The sequence below is a fragment of the uncultured Marixanthomonas sp. genome (genome assembly GCF_963974425.1).
GTDB lineage: Bacteria > Bacteroidota > Bacteroidia > Flavobacteriales > Flavobacteriaceae > Marixanthomonas.
Genome location: NZ_CAXBCK010000005.1, coordinates 15,641 through 36,909 on the forward strand (window position 1 = coordinate 15,641; position 21,269 = coordinate 36,909).

16 protein-coding genes are annotated in these 21,269 nt (G+C 31.4%); 11 read left to right on the forward strand and 5 right to left on the reverse strand.

Annotated features, from left to right (window positions below):
- Nucleotides 1-2: 2 nt before the first annotated feature.
- The 5 genes from AACZ92_RS02115 (at nt 3) to AACZ92_RS02135 (ending at nt 6,703) form a co-directional block, all read left to right on the forward strand.
- A complete protein-coding gene (locus tag AACZ92_RS02115) occupies nt 3-1,445 on the forward strand; it encodes an MBOAT family O-acyltransferase (RefSeq protein ID WP_339696526.1) in 1,443 nt (480 codons plus the stop codon).
- Between the two features lie 2 nt (nt 1,446-1,447).
- Nucleotides 1,448-2,881, forward strand: coding sequence for a hypothetical protein (locus tag AACZ92_RS02120; protein ID WP_339696529.1), 1,434 nt, complete (start codon nt 1,448-1,450; stop codon nt 2,879-2,881).
- Nucleotides 2,882-2,912: 31 nt separating this feature from the next.
- A complete protein-coding gene (locus AACZ92_RS02125) occupies nt 2,913-4,124 on the forward strand; it encodes an oligosaccharide flippase family protein (RefSeq protein ID WP_339696532.1) in 1,212 nt (403 codons plus the stop codon).
- 148 nt (nt 4,125-4,272) lie between these two features.
- Nucleotides 4,273-5,460: a hypothetical protein gene (locus AACZ92_RS02130; RefSeq protein WP_339696535.1), complete on the forward strand. Its 1,188-nt coding sequence runs from the start codon at nt 4,273-4,275 to the stop codon at nt 5,458-5,460.
- Entirely contained in the window at nt 5,450-6,703 is a 1,254-nt protein-coding gene (locus tag AACZ92_RS02135) for a DUF6369 family protein (RefSeq protein ID WP_339696538.1), read from the forward strand. The genes AACZ92_RS02130 and AACZ92_RS02135 overlap by 11 nt, the downstream gene beginning before the upstream one ends.
- Nucleotides 6,704-6,847: 144 nt before the next feature.
- On the opposite strand, the gene AACZ92_RS02140 is transcribed toward AACZ92_RS02135, so the two are convergent.
- The 3 genes from AACZ92_RS02140 to AACZ92_RS02150 form a co-directional block, all read right to left on the reverse strand.
- Nucleotides 6,848-8,398: a T9SS type A sorting domain-containing protein gene (locus AACZ92_RS02140; RefSeq protein ID WP_339696541.1), complete on the reverse strand. Its 1,551-nt coding sequence runs from the start codon at nt 8,396-8,398 to the stop codon at nt 6,848-6,850.
- Nucleotides 8,399-8,436: 38 nt separating this feature from the next.
- On the reverse strand, nt 8,437-9,888 hold the full coding sequence (locus tag AACZ92_RS02145) for a T9SS type A sorting domain-containing protein (RefSeq protein ID WP_339696544.1): 1,452 nt from the start codon (nt 9,886-9,888) through the stop codon (nt 8,437-8,439).
- Nucleotides 9,889-10,268: 380 nt separating this feature from the next.
- Nucleotides 10,269-11,513: an O-antigen ligase family protein gene (locus AACZ92_RS02150; protein ID WP_339696547.1), complete on the reverse strand. Its 1,245-nt coding sequence runs from the start codon at nt 11,511-11,513 to the stop codon at nt 10,269-10,271.
- 99 nt (nt 11,514-11,612) lie between these two features.
- Between AACZ92_RS02150 and AACZ92_RS02155 the strand changes: the two genes are divergently transcribed.
- The 6 genes from AACZ92_RS02155 to AACZ92_RS02180 all read left to right on the forward strand — a co-directional run bounded on the left by AACZ92_RS02155 (nt 11,613) and on the right by AACZ92_RS02180 (nt 18,772).
- Nucleotides 11,613-12,833: a glycosyltransferase family 4 protein gene (locus AACZ92_RS02155; RefSeq protein WP_339696550.1), complete on the forward strand. Its 1,221-nt coding sequence runs from the start codon at nt 11,613-11,615 to the stop codon at nt 12,831-12,833.
- Nucleotides 12,834-12,840: 7 nt separating this feature from the next.
- Nucleotides 12,841-13,596 carry a WecB/TagA/CpsF family glycosyltransferase gene (locus AACZ92_RS02160; RefSeq protein ID WP_339696554.1) on the forward strand — a complete coding sequence of 252 codons (756 nt, stop codon included), beginning with the start codon at nt 12,841-12,843 and terminating at the stop codon, nt 13,594-13,596.
- A 268-nt stretch (nt 13,597-13,864) separates the two neighbouring features.
- Entirely contained in the window at nt 13,865-15,070 is a 1,206-nt protein-coding gene (locus AACZ92_RS02165) for an O-antigen ligase family protein (protein ID WP_339696557.1), read from the forward strand.
- A gap of 49 nt (nt 15,071-15,119) precedes the next feature.
- Nucleotides 15,120-16,421 carry a UDP-glucose/GDP-mannose dehydrogenase family protein gene (locus AACZ92_RS02170; RefSeq protein ID WP_339696560.1) on the forward strand — a complete coding sequence of 434 codons (1,302 nt, stop codon included), beginning with the start codon at nt 15,120-15,122 and terminating at the stop codon, nt 16,419-16,421.
- A 3-nt stretch (nt 16,422-16,424) separates the two neighbouring features.
- The gene (locus tag AACZ92_RS02175) at nt 16,425-17,414 is read left to right on the forward strand and encodes a UDP-glucuronic acid decarboxylase family protein (RefSeq protein WP_339696563.1); all 990 of its coding nucleotides are present in this window, start codon (nt 16,425-16,427) and stop codon (nt 17,412-17,414) included.
- 2 nt (nt 17,415-17,416) lie between these two features.
- Entirely contained in the window at nt 17,417-18,772 is a 1,356-nt protein-coding gene (locus AACZ92_RS02180) for an exopolysaccharide biosynthesis polyprenyl glycosylphosphotransferase (protein ID WP_339696737.1), read from the forward strand.
- Here AACZ92_RS02180 and AACZ92_RS02185 read toward each other — a convergent pair.
- Entirely contained in the window at nt 18,769-19,929 is a 1,161-nt protein-coding gene (locus tag AACZ92_RS02185) for a glycosyltransferase family 4 protein (RefSeq protein WP_339696566.1), read from the reverse strand. The genes AACZ92_RS02180 and AACZ92_RS02185 overlap by 4 nt on opposite strands.
- Nucleotides 19,919-21,244, reverse strand: a complete 1,326-nt coding sequence (locus AACZ92_RS02190) for a phenylacetate--CoA ligase family protein (RefSeq protein ID WP_339696568.1) — start codon at nt 21,242-21,244, stop codon at nt 19,919-19,921. The genes AACZ92_RS02185 and AACZ92_RS02190 overlap by 11 nt, the downstream gene beginning before the upstream one ends.
- Nucleotides 21,245-21,269: the final 25 nt, after the last annotated feature.

Genomic DNA, 21,269 nt, shown 5'->3' on the forward strand with positions numbered 1-21,269 from the left:
GCTTGCTTTTTAACTCCATTGATTTTGCTATATTTTTTCCGCTATTCTTCTTACTCTATTGGATAGTAGCAAAAAAATTAACGTTACGGAATATCTTTCTTCTTGCCGCTAGTTATTTATTCTATGGGTGGTGGGATTGGCGTTTTTTGTTTTTAATTATCTTCAGTTCTATGGTAGATTATACCATAGGTAAGCTTATTTATAAAGCTTCAAAAAAATCGATTAAAAAAACTTTTTTATTCATCAGTCTTGGTGTAAACCTTGGCTTGTTGGCCTATTTTAAGTATACCAACTTTTTTATTGATTCGTTTGTCAACTCATTTCGCTTTTTTGGCGGAAGTTTAGAATCATTTAGCTTGAATATTATATTGCCCGTAGGGATTAGCTTTTATACATTTCAGACCTTAAGTTATACCATTGATATTTACAGGGAAAAAATAAAACCCACCAATGATGCGCTTTCCTTTTTTACGTTTGTAGCATTTTTTCCTCAATTAGTGGCAGGACCAATTGAAAGGGCATCTCATTTATTACCTCAATTTCATAAAACATATTCTTTTAATTATAAAGCTGTTAAAAGTGGATTGTTGTTGATGGCTTTAGGTTTGTTTAAAAAAATGGTTATTGCTGATAGGTTGGCTATTTTAGTTAATGAGGTTTATAATAATCCTACAGGGCACAGTGGTCAGGATTTAATTATTGCAACTATCTTTTTCGCATTTCAAATTTATTGTGATTTTTCAGGATATAGCGATATTGCCATTGGTATTTCTAGGACAATAGGATTTGATTTAATGAAAAACTTTGATACGCCCTATTTTGCAAAATCGATTACCGATTTTTGGCGACGCTGGCACATATCATTATCAACATGGTTTAGGGACTATGTGTATATTCCTTTAGGAGGAAGTAGAAATGGGGAGTACAGAACCTATCTAAACCTATTTTTAGTATTTGTTATCAGCGGCCTTTGGCATGGAGCTGCCATTACATTTATTATTTGGGGCGCGATACACGGGATTATCATTGTAATGGAGAAAGCTTTTGGATACTATAAGTTGAAAATTAAAAGAGACCATTTTATACCAGCATTCTTTTTTACAATAAGTACGTTTGTTATTGTTTGTGTTGCGTGGATATTTTTTAGGGCTAACAGTTTTGCCGATAGTGTTTATATTATAAAGAACCTTTTAAACGTTAACTTAAAACAATTTGATAGCACCAATTTGGGACTACCAAAAGACGAATTTATTTTAGCAATTGTAGTTATTGTATTACTCTTAATTTTTGATGCATTACACAGAAAATATGGAGCTTTAAAATTATTGAACAAATCCAATTTTATTCTGAGATATGCTACTTATACTGTTATTATTTTTAGCATTATAATATTTGGTGTGTATGGTAATGATAGTGTTTCAGAATTTATTTACTTTCAGTTTTAAATATGAAAAAAAGAATAGTTCAAATACTAGTTTTTGTTGTTTTCTTGGTGGTGGGATTTATTTATTTGAATAAAGTATTTAGTACGCACCATATTTATAATAATACTTTTAATGATTTTAGGAAGGTATCTAAAAAGGACGATATAGATATTCTATTTTTAGGTAGCTCACATGTCTATACTGCTTATAACCCTCTTATAATTAACAACGAGACTAAACTTGTAACATATAATTTGGGTTCCGACGGACAACGGTTGCCAATCACAAATTTGGTGTTTGAAAAAGTAATAAAACATTCGAAACCAAAATTAGCAATTGTAGAAATTTATGAACCCTCATTAAAATACCCAAAGGAGAATAAAGTTCAAGGATTTCAATTAAGAGCATTAGATCACATTTCAAATTTTTCAATTAAGAAATTGAAAAAAACGATAAAAACGTATGACAAAAAAGAATTTTTAGGAGTGTATTCTCCACTAATTAGGAATCACAGAAGTTGGAATAAACTCAATTTTTTACAATTAAATAGGGAAGACTCTTTGAACAATCCACACTATTCTTATTACAATGGGTTTTTCGGAAGAGATTATGTTTTGAGTGAGAATAATGAAAAGTTCAAAACTTTTAAAAATATCGAAATAGACACAAACTTATCAAAAAAACTAATTTCAAAAATAGACAGAAAAACCATTAAAGAGTTCGTTAATATAGCAAATGAAAATGGAATTAAGGTATTAGTTATAACCTCTCCATATTTGAGAGCAAGATATGAAGATTATCCTTTTTTTGATGCTTTAAATAGAGTGTGCTCTCAATTAAATGTACCCTATTTGAACCTTAATAACTACTACAATGAAATGAATTTGGAGTTTTATGATTTTAGTGATCCTCTTCATCTTAATTCATATGGTGCTTATAAAGCAAGTCATTTTATAGCGGACTACATAGCTAAAAATTACATTCTTCAAAACCCTAACTATAAAACGTCCGAAATTGAAAAAATAAAATTAAATGAGTTTAATTCAAAATATTCCCCCAATTCTATTAAAACTTTTTCTTTGCCTTATAAAGCCAATTTAAAAGATAACATAGTGATTAATGAACTGAAAATAAAAAAAATAAACGAAACTTATTTTGGTACAATTTTATTTAAAGATTATTATGAAATAAGAGAAGTATTAAACAAATATAAAGTTGGTGTACATATTCGGCCAAGAGTTTCCGATACAATGTTACTAAAGAGTATCAGTAAAGAAAATGGTAGAAACTTTGATCTTGCCGATTTTTATTTAAAAGATCAAGGAAAAAACAGTGTTACCTTTCGGTTTGATAGTGAGATTAATAATATAGAAGAGTTGAAGTTTTTCTTGTATGATGCAGATGGTTATAAAGGAGTGGTAGGAGACCCACTTATAATTAACGATATATCTTTTTAGTAGAGAGAAAATAATATATTGAAAGAAAAAAATGATACAACTTAAAAACCTTGCAAAAAAACACAGTTCCTTCCTTGTCATTGTTATAGGAGCTTTTGCGGTGTTTGCAGCAAATATATTGCTTAAAAATATCTTGAGTCCTAAAGCGTATGGAGAGTACTCTATTTTAATCACCTTTTTTCAAGTTATTAGCTCCTTTGGGCTATTGGGTTTTGAGCAGGTTTTTTTACGTATTTCTGAAGTTAAAAAACAAGGGGTTATTCAAACCGATAAAACCTTATGTGGATTATTATTTTTTGTTTGGCTGTTATTTGGTATTGTAGGCTCTTATTTTTTTCAAACTACATTTTCGGACATAAACCTCCCATACGCTTATTTTCTCTTTGCAACAATTAGCATCACACTTTCCATGTTTTTATTTAACGTGTATAGGTTGAATACTAACTTTACAACCTCTCAACTTTTTTTAAATAGTTGGAAAATTTTATTGTTTATACTATGTATTATCTTTTTATGGAAACACATAAACAATATAGAACTATTTGTAAAAATATTGACATACAGTTTGATAGGGGTATTTATATTTCAAATATTCTATACATTTAAAACGATTTCTTTTAACTTTTTAAATAAACAAAGTCCTCTAAAGTTATATTTATTTGGCTTTCATTTTTTCATTTCGTTATTAACAATCACTTTTATTGGCTATAGCGATCGGTTTATTGTTAAAAGTCAGTTTGGTGCCGAATTGTTGGGGGAATATTTTTTTTTAGCAACATTATTTTTATTTCCTTATTCATTGATACAAGGTTATGTAGGATTTAAAGAATTAGTGGCTTTTAAAAAAGAGGGCTCTCTAAAGCAATTAAATAAAAAATTGACACAAATTAATATTTTAGGACTTATTTTAGGAGTCTTAATCATTTTGGGTGCGATATTGGTAAATAAAATAGGCGTATTACCTTACATTAATATTAATGACAACGTATATTTAATTATAATTTTTCTAGCAACTGGAATTGTTAAATTAAACTATAGTTTGTTTTCGGCCTTGTTTGGTGCAAGGGCAGATATTAAAACCATAAAGAATGCCAATTTACAATCCCTGATTTTTATAGCAATCATAGGAGCTCTTTTTTATAGAATGTTTACATCAATAGAGCTAGTGGCGTTGGCCTTTTTACTCTTTTGGATTTCACGTACCGGAATATTCATTTATAATTTAAAAAAGCAATTTAAATAAGTGTTATATGAAACCTGAACCCAAATTGGCCGTCTATGTGTTTCTAAATATTACTTAAAAAAAACTGAATGTGTTTTAAATAATGACCTCCTTATAAAAATCGCTGCTAGCAGGTAACTCAGCTTAGGTAATCCTTAAATTATAAACCATGACAACACTTTTAAAAAAAGTAGCTACTGAAAAACACTTGCAAATCACCCTTGTATTAGTACTTTTCTTTTTATCGGAAGCCGTAACGAAGATTGTTTATCACGCTGGTTTACCGTTTCATAATTACAGTGCTTTAGTAAAAGGTGCTTTTATTGTGCTTGCCGTTGTGTTTGCCTTTCTTAATCTTACCAAGAACAGGAAACAGTTACTATTATTTTTAATAGGGATGTCTCTCTTTTTTATAGTAGGTCAATACACGTTTAACAACAACCAATTTGGAATACATTTTTTTGGCAACCTGATATTTTTTAGTAGATATGTCTTTGTTTTTATAATCAGCTTGTTTTTTATTAAAGGCTTTAAAGCCCCCCCGGACAGTCTTTTTTTTAAAGTCTATGAAAAAATAGTACTCTTAAATAGCCTACTTATTATTATGGGCATTGTATTCAACATTTCGCTTTTTCAAACCTATTCGTTTCGGTTTGGGTATAACGGGCTGTTTATGGTACCCAGTATTTCAACTTTTTTCTATGCCTTAGCGCTCACCTATTTTACCAATCAGTTTTTGAAAGACAAAACGAAATTGGCAGAACTAATACTAGTGAGTATAATATGTTTTTTAACGGGCACAAAGGCGTTGATGTTGTTTTTTGTGCTTACAGCGGCACATGTTTTTATCGTTAAAAAAATGTATAAAAATAAGTGGTTTTATATAGCATGCTCTGGTATCTTGCTAGTTATTTTTCTTATCAGAAAGTATATCTTCAACGCTCTTTCAAGTGTTTTTCAAACTATTTTTTCAGTATATAAAGAAGACGGCTTGATTACTGCTTTAACGTCGTACAGAAACGAGAAATTGCGAGACAACTTTGTGCCGCTTATTGAAGAGAAATGGAGTTGGGCCAATTACCTATTTGGTGGAACCGATTTTGTACCCTATCGTGTAGAATTTGAATTGTTTGATGTATTTCTTTTTTTTGGAATTATAGGAACTATAATTTATCTGTTCTTTTATTTTAAACATATTATAAATTTTAAATACTTGATACCCTTTGGAAGGCTACAAATAGTATTTTTACTGATTATTGCCATGCTTTCAGGAACTTTTTTTAACAATGCACCCATAGCATTATATTTATTGATAGTTTTGGGGAGTCTTAGGTTAAAACCAACGCATGGAAACTAAAATTTACATTGTTTTATCGGCACTTTACTTTGTATTAGGTATAATTTCGGTATGCAACTTTACATTTAAGGATTTTGGTTTAAAATCCTTTATTCTTCTTACTGTATTATTGCCTATAACAAAGTTTACAACAAATTTTCATATTATATTTCAAGTATCTATCTATTACTATTTTTTTATTGGAGTTTGCATTATTTTTCTTTTAAAAGCAGCCAAAAATAATATTAACAAGAAAGTATTACAAGGAACTACTATTGTCTTTTCCATGTTATTTTTTTACTGTATCCATTTTTTATTATTTGTAGATAAAAACTCTGTAGAAGCAATCAATGTTTTAAAAGATATTAAGCCATTTATACTTATAATCTTAGCCTATTTTTTCATTGAACATTACAAAGAACGACTTTCAAAAATACTGACAAGAAAATTTTGTAATTGGGTCTTGATTTTAAATTTTATTGTTTGCTCTGTTTTCTTTTACTTAATGGTAAGGTATCAAATACATCTTTCTTTAACCGATGATCCTTATTATAAATTTGAAGAAACTAGACTAGAAACCTTAGGGGCTTACTTTGGCTTATTTTACCTACTATTCCTAATTTTAAATAGAATAAAACCAAAAATAAAAGAAGTGGTCTTTTCAATTATACCACTATTATACACAGGAAACAGAACATTAATATTCGCAGCATTATTGGTTGTGGTAATATACTTTCTACTAAGGGCTTCTATAAAAAGAATTATTTTGTTTTTTTCAATAGTTACAGTGTTTCTTTCTGGATTGATTTATATGGTTTTAAGGGCTGCTGAAGAGTCGCCTTTGTTTAGATTTAAAAAATTATTGGAGCCTGAGTATATTGAATATGCTTTGTTAAATAGATTTTCACCTTTTATAGATGCGGCGAAATCCTTCAATTTTTCTGAGTTTATTGTGGGAAAAGGATTAGGTTTTGTCTTTTTTATACCTTGGTTTGAGTGGCGAGAAAATATTAAAAACTTCAATATTTATATTGATAACCTCTACTTGACACTCTACGCTAAATTTGGTGTTTTTTCAATATTGTTTTTCTTTATTCTTTTTATGTTTTTAAACAATTATCTAAAATCTAAAACAGCTTTATTTTATTTTATTTTTATTTTATTTATTTCAATTACAAATGCATTTATATATCAATATAACTTTCTATGGATTTTATTAATGTTTGTAATTCCTTTTAATCCTTTGTTGTCAAAACAAAAGTAATTTATTGACTTACAGATTAAGGAATTCTCTTTTATTGGGAATTACTTAAACTTAGAAAAAATTTCTTCTACTGATATATTTTAAGCGATACTTTTTTCTGCAAAAAATGAATTGAGACACATTCCAAACCGAGCCAGTGTATTACTAGTTTTTGATAAACTTTTTTACAATTTTTTTTCCATCAATTAATATTGAAGCAAGATAAAGACCAGGTGAAAGTAAAGAAACATCTATTTGGGTTTTTCTTGTTTCATATAATGACTGTCCATGTAAAGTGTAGATTTTTATTTGGTCTATTGGAGATTCATAATTTACATATAAAATATTTTTAACAGGGTTGGGATAAATGTTTACTTCGATATTCTTTAATTCAGTTATACCTAAAATACATTCATCATTGCTGTTTTCATTGTATCCAGTCCATTCATCTTTACACCAACCAAGTTCAGAAGTTTGTGAACAATTTTGATTATAAGCGTAGGTAAGGTTATCTACAGTGATACATGATAAATTAGTATTATATCTAGAATTCATAAGATATAAATCTTGATTATTCCCATTTCTAATATTTAAACTGGTTAATAAGTTATTAGAACAATTTATATATTGAACATTATAGTTTTGTGATAGGTCTAGACTAGTTAATTGGTTAGAATTACAATAAATATTTCTAAGACTATGGCTTTGTGTTAGATTTAAACTGGTTAATTGGTTAGAATAACAATTTAATCTCTCAAGATTTGGATTTTGTGATAAATCTAAATTTGTCAATTCATTATTATTACAATATAAACTTTCAAGATTTGGGTTTTGCGATAGATATAAATTCGTTAATTGATTATTGCTGCAATCTAAATCTTCAAGGTTCGGGTTTTGTGATAGATCTAAATTCGTTAATTGGTTTGTCCAGCAAGATAAATCTTCAAGATTTGGGTTTTGTGTTACGTCTAGACTACTTAATTGGTTATCACCGCAATTTAAATACTCAAGATCGGGGTTTTGTGATAAGTTTAAACTAGATAAAAGGTTGTCAGCACAATATAAATCTATAAGATTTGGGTTTTGCGATAAATCTAAATTCGTTAGTTGGTTGCCAATGCAATTTAAAACTTCAAGATTCGGGTTTTGACTTATATTTAAATTGCTTAATTGATTATATGCACATCTTAAATCTTTAAGGTTCGGGTTTTGGCTTATATCTAAATAACTTAATTGAGTATTATTACAAGATAAATTTTCGAGATTCGGGTTCTGACTTATGTCTAAATTTGTTAATGGGTTTCTATAGCACGAAAGTCGTTTCAGATTTGAGTATTGACTTATATCCAAACTAGTTAATTGGTTACTGCCTATATACAGTATTTCAATATTTGGGTTTAGATTTTGATTTAAGCTGGTTAACAGGTTATCACGACAGCGTAAATCCATAATATTCGTAAAGCTTTGTATTCCCTCCAAAGAAGAAATATTCTGCCAATCAACATTTAGCCTTATTACAGCTTCGGCTTCACTTTCTTGTATTTCGCCATCATTATTCGTATCTGCATCTATATCTCCAGCTCCATTTCCATTTGTATCTACACAATTTGTATTTACTAATGCATTTTTAAAGTTTGCGTCAGGAATATTTACAATTTGTGCTTGAACAACATTTACTGAGAATAATAGAATTGTAAAAAAATAAAAATTTTTCATTGTTATGTTTTAATGACGAATAGCGTATTTGTCTAAGATTATTTAATAACTAATTTTTTAGAAACAACACTATTTTCAGATTCTAATTTTACCACATATAGTCCTGAGGCAAATCGTGAAACATCAAAGTGTTGGGTGTTTTTAAAGGTGTGTATCTTTTCTCCTAAAACATTGTATAGTTCCACTTTGGTAATCTTATGTTTAGATTCAATCTCGAAGTACTTTTTTGTAGGATTAGGGTATATTTTAATTGTATTACCACCTGTAATGTCTTCAACCCCTAAACTTCCTACATTAAACTTTGATATTAAGAGATTACTTGGATAATAATAAGTTCGCCCAGCAGCTAGAAAAGCGTCAGTTCCTTGATGAAAGGCCAATGAGAAATATGTATAATAGAAATCAAAAACATTTCTATAATTTAAAGTTCCGTCTTCATTAACTCTAAAAATTTTTGTACGTTTAATTTGACCAAAATTTAAATCGGTAGTTCCCGATAGGATTAGTTTTCCATTTTCTTGAATTAAGAAATCATTCCCTCCACCTAAACTACCACTACCGTCTAAATATATTATACCATCACCATAACTTCCAAAAGAAGTTTCCAAGTCCCCGTTTTCTGCATTTAATTTGCTAATAGAGAGCCACGAAGAACCCTCAGAACTACTTCCTTGACCAATGATATACAAGCTATTTTCGAATATTTTAATTGAATTGGCCCAATTATTATCCCCAGATACATTTATAAAAACGTTTCCATTATCTCCAAAATTACTATCCAACTCTCCTTGGGCATTTATTTTTGTAATTAGAAACCCATGATGTTCATAACCCGGTCTATAACCACATGAGTATACATTATTATTAGCATCTATTGTAAAATCTGATACATTATCTGGGCTATAATTAGAGGGTATTATAAATTTTCCGTTATTACCATAAGCAGTGTCTAAGGTGCCATTAGGTAATAACTTAATAAATATTGAGCCATTAAAAAGCTCTCTACAAGCAATTAAATACCCATTTTCATATTCAAACAATTCTAATACTTTTGAGTAATCTGAACTATCCACAATAATTTCAGAAAAAGTGCCGTTAATTCCAAATGTATTATTAATAGAACCATCACTATTGAGCATGGTTACAGTTGCAAAATAATCTCCATTTAGGGAATTCCTGCCAAGCACCAATATTTTACCAGTACTTAACGTAAGGGTCTTCTTAATTATATGGTCAAAAAATACTGATCCATTATTACCAAAATTTGTGTCAACTTCGCCATTTGGCGTAAGTTTGAGCACAGCGTACTCATCAGATTCTGTAACAGCAGTACAGATAATATTCTCTTGCGGATCTGTAGTGATATGAATGGCTTCTTTAAAAGTATTTAACTCAAATATGCCATTATCGGCAAAACTAGTGTCTAAATCACCAGGTTGAGAGAACGCTTGTATAGAAATGAGCAATAGGGTAACTAGTATTTTTTTCATAAAAATTTAAGTTTAAAAAGTATGTTGATATTTTCATATATGGAGCATACTCCATTATGAATATACAAAAAAATACCAATTCCGTCAAGTCGCACCAGATACTACTGCGTTTGAATTAGGCACTACTGCATTAGTTTTGACCATCAAGGCAGCTTTAAATTGGAATTTAATGATACTATCATGGTTTTATGGAATGAAGCCTATTATTCAAAAGCAGCAATCAAAAGTGTGCTTTCTGTTTATAAAAACTCATCTACTCAATACATTTTAGATCATAAAGCATACAATAAATAGTATCGTGATATAGGACCGGTAACTGTTAAAAACGTAGAGATTAGAACGTGTAACCAATGTTAATTTTAGTCTGCAATAATACGTTACTAGGTATTTAGCTCTTTATTGTTTAAAGATGAGTAGTTTATAAAAATACAAATTAAAAAAACAAACATGACAATTCCGTTATGTCGTACTAGATAAGACTCCGTTTGAAATAGGAAAAAAGTTAGTACCATTATGGTATAGCCAATAAAAAATGACTGTTTATAAAACGCTCTACAATAAAACAAAAAGATAAGCAATAGTAAAACTACCCCAACCAAGCCCAAACTTACATACGTTTGTATAAATTGGTTGTGAGCGTTATATTCCCGTTCTGCAAATGTTTTTTTGCTAAAATCAATGTAAGATTTAAAAATAGACGCATCAGCATCTCCAATGCCATTTCCAAAAACTATATTTTTATTAGCATGTATGGCGGCTTCCCACTGTATTAATTTATTTTCTCCATCATCTTGATGTAATCCATTATAATAAGTAAATCCAAACAATTGTTGAAACCGATAGCGTGTCGTTCTAACATTATAGACTGTAATACTGGTCACAATGTATAGCAGTAGTAATAGTGCAATCCCTTTCCCTGTTTTTTTCTGTTTAAAAAAGTAATACAGGATGGAAAAGTTAAAGAATAGAAATAAAACTGCAATTGGGGTTCGTGTGGATAAATGAAATATAAAAAAAGATAAATAGAGTAACAGTAAAAAATAAAGCGACCTATATAAAGTTCTTTTTTCCTGAAATAAAAAATACACCAAAAAAACAATGGCAATCAATACATAATAGGCATAATACGTGGTATGTAGGCCAATAGTGTCATTTGCCAAGCTCATATACGAATAATGATTGTTGAATAGATTAAATAAGATGTCATTATTTTCAAATAGCTTATACAGCACCATACTGTGAGAGTATAAACAAACGAGGGTCATCCACAGGATAAAACTTTTTAAAACAACTACAAGTTGTTTTTTTGAAACAGAAAGGATAGAAAAAACAAAAGGAAAGATTAAAAAGGGCAATAACCTCACTACCAAATCTATTGCATATCCTTTATCTTCAGAATAAAAAATACTTAATAACGACAGTATAAAAAACAAAATGAGTGGTAGTAATTTAATAAAAAGAGATTTTTTAAACTGTTTAGTTTGTAAAAACACAATTAGGCTGTAAACCCCCAACAAAATAATACTGATGCTATTAAGGTTGTTTTTTAAAGGTATCGTTAACACAAACACCAATAAAAGTAAAAGGGATATTGTATCTTTTTTTAAATGTAGAAATCTTTCCATAGCCTTCATAAATAATTAACTTTGCCAAAAGTATTAAACTAAACGAACATATTTTTTAAATATGGTACTATTACTTTCTTTTAACTTTAACTTGACAAGGTGAGGGTATTACATATTTTATATCAATCACTACCACAAGTCTCTGGATCAAGTATTAGAAGTAGGGATATACTTTTCTCTCAAAAGTCTATAGGCATAGTTGTTTCAGCGATTACATCTCCTTTTCAGCACTCTATTTCAGGCGAAAAAGAAGATGTTATAGATGGTATTAGGTATATCCGCACTTCTAGAAAAAAGGTTTCTTCTATTTCTGATGAAAAAAAAAGTGTGTTTCATCAACTTGCAAAGTTATTTTCAATACTAACCTTTAGCTTTTCGCTTTACAAAACAGTAAAAAAGGAAAAACCTGACATACTTCATGCCCACGCCATGTTCTTTTGTGGTATTCCAACCTTGATAATTGGAAAGCTTACAGGACTGCCGGTTGTATATGAATTTAGATCGCTATGGATGTTTCAGAAAAAATTTGGCAAAAAAACGCGGTTGGAAACCACTATTGAAACCTTTTTGCTAAAAGCAGAAATCTTTACGCTTAAAAGAGCTGATCACGCTGTATTTTTAAATGAAAAATTAAAAGAATATTTTATTTCACTAGGCCATTCATTTGCTAATAGTAGTATTGTTAATAATGCTGTAAACACACAATTAATTAAGGAAAAGAGAATACCCATTCCAGTTGAAAGAGAAACTCCCGTATTTGGATATATTGGAACCCTTACAGCATATGAAGGAATAGAGTTTTTAATTGAAAGCTTTCAAGAGTTGGCAGATGAAGGTTTTTATAACAAACTTATTATTTACGGAACAGGGATTAGCGAGAAAAACATAGTTGAAACTATTAAAAAACGGCCAGATTTAAAAAATATACAATTTAAAGGAAGTATTCATCCAAGTGAAGTAAATAAAGCTTTTTCAAAAATAGACGTTATTATAAATCCTAGGTTGAGTAATGATGTAACCAACGCAGTAACTCCTTTAAAGCCATTAGAAGCGATGGCGTACCATAAAATTGTGATTGGGAGCGATGTTGGTGGGATTTTAGAGTTATTGACTAACAATAAAAATGGTTTTATCTTTAAAGCGGAAGATAAAAATAGTCTAAAAGAAACAATTATAAAAGTTGCTCATTTAAAAGAGAATGAGAAAAAAAATATAATTAATACAGCTTTAACGTATGTTGTTGAAAACAAGAGTTGGATACATAATGCCCACCAATACGAGAATGCATATAGTAGTTTATTAGAAAATAATCAGGGATAGAAATACAATGAGTAATCAAATACCAAAAATAAATATACTTAATACCGAGATTGTAGATCTGTCCATGGCAGAAACAATATCGCTTGTAAAAGAAACCATAGAAACCCATAAAAGTATAAATCTTACCGATATTAACGCTGGGAAGATAATCCAAATTAAAGGCGACCCCAACATGCAAAAATACGTCGCCGATAGCGATGTGATACAAGCAGATGGGCAGGCTATTATTTGGGCCTCCAATTTTTTAAATAAACCTTTAAAAGAACGTGTTGCTGGGATAGATTTAGTTCATAACTTGGCTGAAATGGCTCATAAAAATGGATTTAAAATCTTTTTATTTGGAGCAAAAGAAGAAGTTGTAAAAAAGGTTAAAGAAAAGTTTTCAAATGAATTTAATTCAACATTAATTGCTGGTTACAGAAATGGGTATTTTAAACTAGAAGATGAACCAGAAATCGCAGAACAAATATCTAAAAGCGGTGCCAATATCCTTTTTGTTGGCATAACCTCTCCCATTCAAGAGCGATTTTTATATCAAAATAAAGAAATTTTAAAAGGTGTAAATTTTAAAATGGGTGTAGGTGGCAGTTTCGATGTCATTTCCGGAAAAACAAAACGGGCTCCTCAATGGATGCAAAAATCTGGTTTAGAGTGGTTTTACCGATTTTTACAAGAACCCAAACGAATGTGGAAAAGGTATTTAGTAGGAAATACTAAGTTTATAATGCTGGTGTTTAGAGAAAAGTTTTTCAGTAATAAATAGACCCGGTCTGACAGAGCCGAAAGACTCCATAGTCACGCCAAGGATACTCCATAGATAAGCCATAGATAGTTCATTGATTTGTAAGAATCCATTTATTTTTCTTACAAAAAAATTGTAGGTGTTTTATTAAACTGAGGTAAGAATTAGTTATTTTGTAAGTGCGAGTGAATTTGTGACCCCATTGAGGACACAAATTAGTATCGAGAACAGGGTTATTGTATTTTTGTTTTTTATCTTTCGTCTTTTAATTTGAATAGTTTATAGGTATATGAAAATTCTACTTTCTGCAATTTATCCGTACATATATTTATTGCTATTTGTAACTATTCCTTTTGAAGATTATGTACGGGCATTGCCCAATATCTTGTTAGGTATTTTGGTTATTGTATTTCCTATTATAGTTAAAAAAGAAGATTTCAAAAAAATTGACCGTTCCCTTATTCTTGTTTTACTTCTCTTTTTTGGTTATTTAATGGTAAATGCTTTTTTATCAGGAACGTTGGGAGAAGATTTTAGCATCATAAAAAAAGTACTAATTGCGGTCGGGTTAGTTTTACTTTACATCCCTGTAAATGATTTTGATAAAATAAAAAAAGCAATCATCTTTTCCTCGATGGCCGCTATTATTTTTTCGGTAATCAATATTATAATATTAACAAATACATTAAATGATTTTCATTTTGGTAACTCGCCGATGATTATCGAAGCATTATTGGTAGATAGGCTATACTTAGGCCTTTTAGCCGTTTTGAGTATCTTGGTGTCGTATAGCTTAATGCGACCTAAATTCCACCCTAAAAACAGGTACTATTTGGCTAATATCATTATCAACATGCTGTTCGTGTTCTTAATAGGTACAAAAGTCGCCTTATTATTGTTGGTTTTCTTGCTTTTACTACGCCAACTGTACGGTACAAAAAAGCAGGTTCGTATTCCAATTCTAGTGCTTTTTGTAGCAATTTTAGGAACTCTTTTTTATGTTGGGTTCACCCATAAAGATGATAAAGAACCATCCATGTTGACCAGTTTAGTAACTAATACAATGACTTGGGAGCTCCGCTCAGAAACTTGGGAATGTGGGTGGAAAATAGCCAAAAAAGAAGGGGTTAACTTGACAGGAATTGGCTTTTATAATGCCAAAGATCAGTTAATTCTTTGTTATGAAAATATAGTAAACTCGGAAAAAAGACAAAATTTTACAACCAAAAGATATAATACACACAACCAATTTTTAGATTTTTATATTAGTGCTGGATTAATTGGGGTTTTATTGTTCAGTGCTCTCATAATTGCTCTTTTTATAAAAAATAGAAATAATTATTTCCCCATTGCTTCATTACTTTCGTTGGTAGCCTATTGTATGTTTGAAAACGTGTTTCATAGACAAATTGGAGCGTATTATATTGGGTTTATACTTATTGTGTTGTTGTCCAATAAAATGGTTGCGCAAAACAAAACCATAAATGAGGGTTAAAATGCTAGTAAATCGTATTTTTGCACTCTTAAAATTAAGACATTAAATTATGAAAATAACAGTTGTAGGAACTGGGTATGTAGGTCTCGTTACAGGAACTTGCCTCGCCGAAACTGGAAATGAAGTAGTTTGTGTAGACATTGACAAAGAAAAGGTCGATACTATGCGTAATGGTACAGTCCCTATTTACGAACCACATCTTGATGTGCTTTTTGAACGTAATATAGAAGCAAATCGTCTTCAATTTACAACTTCCCTAGACGAAGGGTTAGAACACGGCCAGATCGTATTTTTAGCATTACCCACCCCCGAAGATGAAGACGGATCTGCCGATCTTTCCTATGTTTTGAATGTTGCTGAAGAAATAGGGCAGAAAATAAAAACCTATAAAGTAATTGTCGATAAAAGCACGGTGCCTGTTGGAACAGCTGAAAAAGTAAAAGCGGTAATTGCCGAAAATGCTAGCTGCGATTTTGATGTAGTTTCAAACCCTGAATTTTTAAGAGAAGGTTTTGCGGTAGATGACTTTTTAAAGCCTGAACGGATCGTAATTGGATCCAGTAGTGAAAAAGCAACTCAGTTAATGCAAAAACTATATGCTCCATTTGTGCGTTCTGGAAACCCCATTATTGTAATGGACGAAAAGTCTGCCGAACTAACCAAATATGCAGCTAATTCATTTTTGGCAACCAAAATTACATTTATGAACGAAATAGCTAACTATTGCGAAAAAGTGGGAGCTGATGTTGATAAAGTACGCGCAGGGATGGGTACCGACTCCCGTATTGGCAAACGTTTTTTATTCCCGGGTATTGGCTATGGTGGGTCTTGTTTCCCAAAAGATGTGAAAGCACTTCAGAAAGCTGGAAAGAATGAAAACTATGACTTTAAGATTTTGAATTCGGTTATTGAAGTAAATAAAAACCAAAAAACAATTCTGCTTCCAAAAATTGAAGATTATTTCAAAGGTGATTTACAAGGAAAGCAAATCGCTATTTGGGGCTTAGCATTCAAACCCGAAACAGATGATGTTCGCGAAGCACCAGCCATCGATATGATGAATGGACTGCTTGGAAAAGGCGCCAAGCTAACTGTTTTTGATCCTGAAGCAATGCCAAACATTCAAAAACAATTTGGAGATAAACTAAACTATGCAGATTCGATGTACGAAGCTTTAGAAGGAGCCGAAATATTATTAATTTGCACCGAATGGAGTATTTTCAGAACGCCAGATTTCAGTAGAATAAAGCATGAGTTGAAGAACCCAACCATTTTTGATGGAAGAAACCTTTACAATGTTGATGATCTAAAGAAAGAAGGGTTTAAATATATTTCAATAGGAAGAAATTAAAAAATGAAAAAAAAGATATTAATTACCGGTGCCGCAGGTTTTTTGGGCTCTCATCTATGCGATCGATTTATTGCAGAAGGATTTGAAGTAATAGGCATGGACAATCTCATTACTGGTGATTTAAAAAATATTGAACATCTTTTTCAAAATAAAAACTTTCATTTTTATCACCATGATGTTACTAAGTTTGTACACGTTCCGGGAAAAATAGATTACATTTTACATTTTGCGTCTCCGGCTAGTCCAATAGATTATTTAAAAATTCCAATTCAAACTTTAAAAGTGGGATCATTGGGTACACATAACCTACTTGGTTTAGCTAAAGAAAAAAATGCCCGCATTTTAATAGCCTCCACTTCCGAAGTATATGGCGATCCGTTAGTACACCCTCAAAATGAGGAATACTACGGTAATGTAAATACCATTGGCCCTAGGGGTGTTTATGATGAAGCAAAACGCTTTCAGGAATCCATTACCATGGCGTATCATCGGTTTCATGGTCTAGAAACTAGAATTGCCCGCATTTTTAATACCTACGGTCCCAGAATGAGATTAAACGATGGTCGTGTTATTCCAGCATTTTTAGGGCAAGCGCTGCGCGGTGAAGATTTAACTGTATTTGGTGATGGTTCGCAAACTCGTTCTTTTTGTTATGTTGATGATCAGGTAGAAGGGCTTTTTAAATTATTAATGAGTGATTATTCGTTGCCCGTTAATATTGGTAACCCGCATGAAATAAGTATTTTAGACTTTGCCGAAGAAATTATAAAATTGACCGGAACCCAACAGAAAATTGTGTTCAAATCCTTGCCAAAAGATGATCCAATGCAACGGCAACCAGATATTACAAAAGCAAAAGACATATTGGGTTGGGAACCCAAAATATCTAGAGAAGAAGGACTTAAAACCACCTATGAATATTTTAAGGAGTTTTCAAAAGAAGAATTGTTGAAAAGTGAACATAAAGATTTTTCAGAACACATTAGAAAATAATGATGATTTTTAAAAGTGGAAGATATTCGGGCTATTTAAGGCCAATAACCTATGTGATTGATCTGTTGATCATTCATCTATGGGCGTTTTATTTCTTTTCTGAAACTTATGATATCATTAACTTTATTGCGTTTGTAACTATGGGGTGGATCATCCTTTCGTTAAAGTCTAGTTTTTACGAAATATATCGCTTCACTCATGTTTCGAAAATTATGTCACTGATAGGGAAACAGCTCATCGTTTTCTTCTTGATTGTGTTTGCTTATTTTGGTATTTTCAACACCGAAAATAAAAGTGCTGTTGCCGTGGTAAATTATGTGCTTTTGGTGATGGCATGTATAACAGTTGTAAAATTTACAATTTATTTTTTACTTAAAAGGTATAGATTGTTAACCGGTGGAAACAGAAGGAAAGTAGTAATCATAGGTTTGAATAAAAAGACTGATCAGTTACGTAAATTTTTTTCAGACAACCCGGAGTATGGGTATCACCTTGATAAAACATTCAATCTAAAAGGACCGCAAAAAACAACAGTTGAAGATTGCATTGAATATATTAACGAAAATAATATTGACGAAATATATTCTTCAGTAGCCGAAGTGAATAATACAGATCTTATTCAGTTAATTGATTATGTAGATAATAATCTTAAAACACTGAAGTTTTTACCTGATAATAAAGAAATATATAGTAAAAAACTAGATTTTAGTTATTATGGAGTCTTGCCCATTTTATCCCTGCGTAAAATACCTATGGACGAGCCCTTTAACCAATTTATAAAAAGAAGTTTCGATATTATTTTATCTCTACTTGTAATAGTTGGTGTTCTTTCTTGGTTAACACCTATATTAGCTATACTCATAAAACTAGAATCAAAAGGTCCTGTCTTTTTCAAACAAAAAAGAAATGGGCTAGATTACAAAGAATTTTTCTGTTATAAGTTTAGGTCTATGAAACCCAATCCAATGGCAAACCTGCATCAAATAAGTAAAGGTGATGCAAGAGTAACCAGTGTTGGTAGGATTATTCGTAAAACTAGTATAGACGAACTTCCTCAATTTATAAACGTATTAAAAGGCGATATGTCCGTTGCAGGTCCAAGACCGCACATGGTAAGCCATACGCATATGTATGCTGGGAGGATTGATAAGTTTATGGTACGCCATTTTATTAAACCTGGTATTACAGGTTTAGCTCAGGTAAGTGGTTACCGGGGGGAAGTAGAAACCGAAAATGATATCATTAACCGTGTTAAGTACGATATTTTCTATCTAGAGAACTGGTCATTGTTTTTAGATATTAAAATTGTATTCCAGACTATCTACAACGCCATTAAAGGAGATAAAAAAGCATATTAAAGTTCGCTTACTGCTTTTGTAAGCTTATCAAACTGTTTCTGAAAATTAAATGCGTCAATTGCTTTTTCTTGTACCTTTTCTTTACCAAAACGCTCTAATTCTAGTATAGATAATTCAGAAATAAATTTCTGAAAAGCATTAAAATCTGAAACGGGTATGTTCCAACCTAGTCTGTGGGTTTCTACCAAGGTCCCTCCTTCACCACCAGCAAAATAAGCTACAGGAAGTCCCAACCGGGTATATTCAAATAATTTTGAAGGCACCGAGCCATAAATCCTATTGGTAAGTGGTATAAAAGCTATATCATATTGCTGCAGTGTTTTATGCAGTTCGGCTCTTTCTATTTCACCGTGATAACAAATGTTCTTTTTGTTGATTTTTGAAATTATCTCTTCCTCTGGTCCGGCACCATACATATGGAGCTCAACAAATTTGGGTAGTTCTATTTTTTTACAAACTTCAGCCAATCCTTGTGCTACACCTAATAGACCTGCATAAACGAGTGTAATAGGTTTTTCAACAGAGGTTTCAGTAATAGCGGGAGGGTTGAAGTCCGGGATATTTCGGTATAAAAAAAGAGGAGTATTACATTTTGTATTTACGTGCGTAAGAATTTCTTCAGATTGTCCAATAATCAAATGGGATTTTTTGTAGCAAAACCGCTCCATCCATTCCAAAATGGTATAATACAACCCTTTTTTCAATAAACCCATTTCCAAACCTGCCAAAGGCCAAAGATCTGAAACATTTAAAATTCGTTTTTTACCGAACAACCATGACCAAAAAACAGCGGTAAACCCAACAAAAACAGGAGAGTATTGTATAAATACTTTTTTCGGACTTCTTTTAAACAGAAAAAATAAAGTAAGGCTCACCGAAAAGGAAATCATAGAAAGCAAGCGTACAAATTTGTTTTCCGAGTTGCTGGGCCACAACCACAATCGGTGAATGGTCCCCACGGTTTCTGAATCTTTTTTATAAACACTACCTTCAAAACCTTTAAAAATAGCTCCTTTAGGATAATTGGGCATTGGGCAGACCACATGGACATTATAGTTGGCTTTTGTTAAGTTACTAGCCAAGGTATGCATTCGGTTGGGAGCTGCTCCTTTTTCAGGCGGAAAGTAATTGGTAATTAATAGAATATCACGGCTCATTTCTCACATCTATTTTAGAAATAAACTGCTTCAATTTTCCACGTTTGTTTCTATCTAGTACTCCTACCCGTTCATAATGTATATTGAGGTCGGCTCCAACGTATTTAGAAAGCGCTATTTCAATCTTTTTTAGGTCTTTTGTAGAAAGCGCTACTTCTGAAACATACACGATAGTGAACGTATCTAAAGCGGTCTGCTCTACAATAAACTCTTTTACGTTTCCGTCTTCTTCTACAATACTTTTTGTAACATAATAAAATGTATGACCGGGCACGGTTTTTCCTCCTTTTAAAACAGCAGTATCGTTAGACCGACCTATTAACTTTTTTAAAACAGGCTTTTTAAAAGTAGAATTTTCATCAAGAATTCCTAAATCCCCAACATCATATCGTATAAACGGATGGGTTCTATTGTATAACGAGGTAACAACAATGCGACCGGGATTTCCATTCTCGACAGTTTGGTCGTTTTCATCTAAAATTTCAATAAAAAGTGTTTCATTGTTCACCTGAAATTCACCTTCAGCATTAGTAAAAGCCAATAAATCAAGCTCACTTGCGCCATATTCGTTTACAACAGGGACACCAAGTTGCTTTTCCAATAACTTTTTGTCGGTATCATAGAGCATTTCGCTGGTCACGATACAGGTTTTTAACGTGGGGCAAACAGATTTTAATATCAAGTTTTTTTTCTGAAGATATTTCGAAAACAAGACAATGGAGCTAGTATGCCCATTAATGTAATCAAACTTTTTTTTTCGGAAAACAGATAAAAATTCTTCTAGCTTTTCTTCAGAAAGATCAAAAATTGGGAACCGGTATCGATTGCTCAACCTGTCTTTTAATCGTTCTTTTTGATAACCTTTAAAATCTAACGGAATACCATAAAAACGTGCTTGAAAAGAAGCGTCCAAATCAATTCCATGCCATCCAAAACGGTTGATAATTACCGCCCAAGTCATAGCGTGGCAAAATTTATCCTTTGCAAAAAATAATGGTGTTCCACTAGAACCAGACGTTTTACCTATATAAGTATTTTTTTTAGTAAAACCTGTCGAAAGTCTTTTCTCTATAGGAATTTGCACATCCCGTTTAGTCAAAATTGGAATATCTTCCCACTTTTTAATTGCTATATCACCAATAAAGGATTGATAAAACAAATTTTCCCGCAGGTGATATTCAAACATCTTTTGCCGGGTATCTTGTACATAGATTTTATAATCGGTTTCTGAAATCCTCTGAATTTCCTGTAACCGCCTTTTTGCTTTCTGAATGGGAAAACCTTTTAACCGTAATGTAGTTTCAAATAAATTCAACCTAAAAAATTAGGGCTTCAAGTTA

Coding starts and splice junctions, on each gene's coding strand:
- AACZ92_RS02120 (WP_339696529.1), top strand. CDS start 1,448: ATGAAAAAAAGAATAGTTCAAATACTAGTTTTTGTTGTTTTCTTGGTG.
- AACZ92_RS02125 (WP_339696532.1), top strand. CDS start 2,913: ATGATACAACTTAAAAACCTTGCAAAAAAACACAGTTCCTTCCTTGTC.
- AACZ92_RS02130 (WP_339696535.1), top strand. CDS start 4,273: ATGACAACACTTTTAAAAAAAGTAGCTACTGAAAAACACTTGCAAATC.
- AACZ92_RS02135 (WP_339696538.1), top strand. CDS start 5,450: ATGGAAACTAAAATTTACATTGTTTTATCGGCACTTTACTTTGTATTA.
- AACZ92_RS02140 (WP_339696541.1), bottom strand. CDS start 8,398: ATGAAAAATTTTTATTTTTTTACAATTCTATTATTCTCAGTAAATGTT.
- AACZ92_RS02145 (WP_339696544.1), bottom strand. CDS start 9,888: ATGAAAAAAATACTAGTTACCCTATTGCTCATTTCTATACAAGCGTTC.
- AACZ92_RS02150 (WP_339696547.1), bottom strand. CDS start 11,513: ATGGAAAGATTTCTACATTTAAAAAAAGATACAATATCCCTTTTACTT.
- AACZ92_RS02160 (WP_339696554.1), top strand. CDS start 12,841: ATGAGTAATCAAATACCAAAAATAAATATACTTAATACCGAGATTGTA.
- AACZ92_RS02165 (WP_339696557.1), top strand. CDS start 13,865: ATGAAAATTCTACTTTCTGCAATTTATCCGTACATATATTTATTGCTA.
- AACZ92_RS02170 (WP_339696560.1), top strand. CDS start 15,120: ATGAAAATAACAGTTGTAGGAACTGGGTATGTAGGTCTCGTTACAGGA.
- AACZ92_RS02175 (WP_339696563.1), top strand. CDS start 16,425: ATGAAAAAAAAGATATTAATTACCGGTGCCGCAGGTTTTTTGGGCTCT.
- AACZ92_RS02180 (WP_339696737.1), top strand. CDS start 17,417: ATGATTTTTAAAAGTGGAAGATATTCGGGCTATTTAAGGCCAATAACC.
- AACZ92_RS02185 (WP_339696566.1), bottom strand. CDS start 19,929: ATGAGCCGTGATATTCTATTAATTACCAATTACTTTCCGCCTGAAAAA.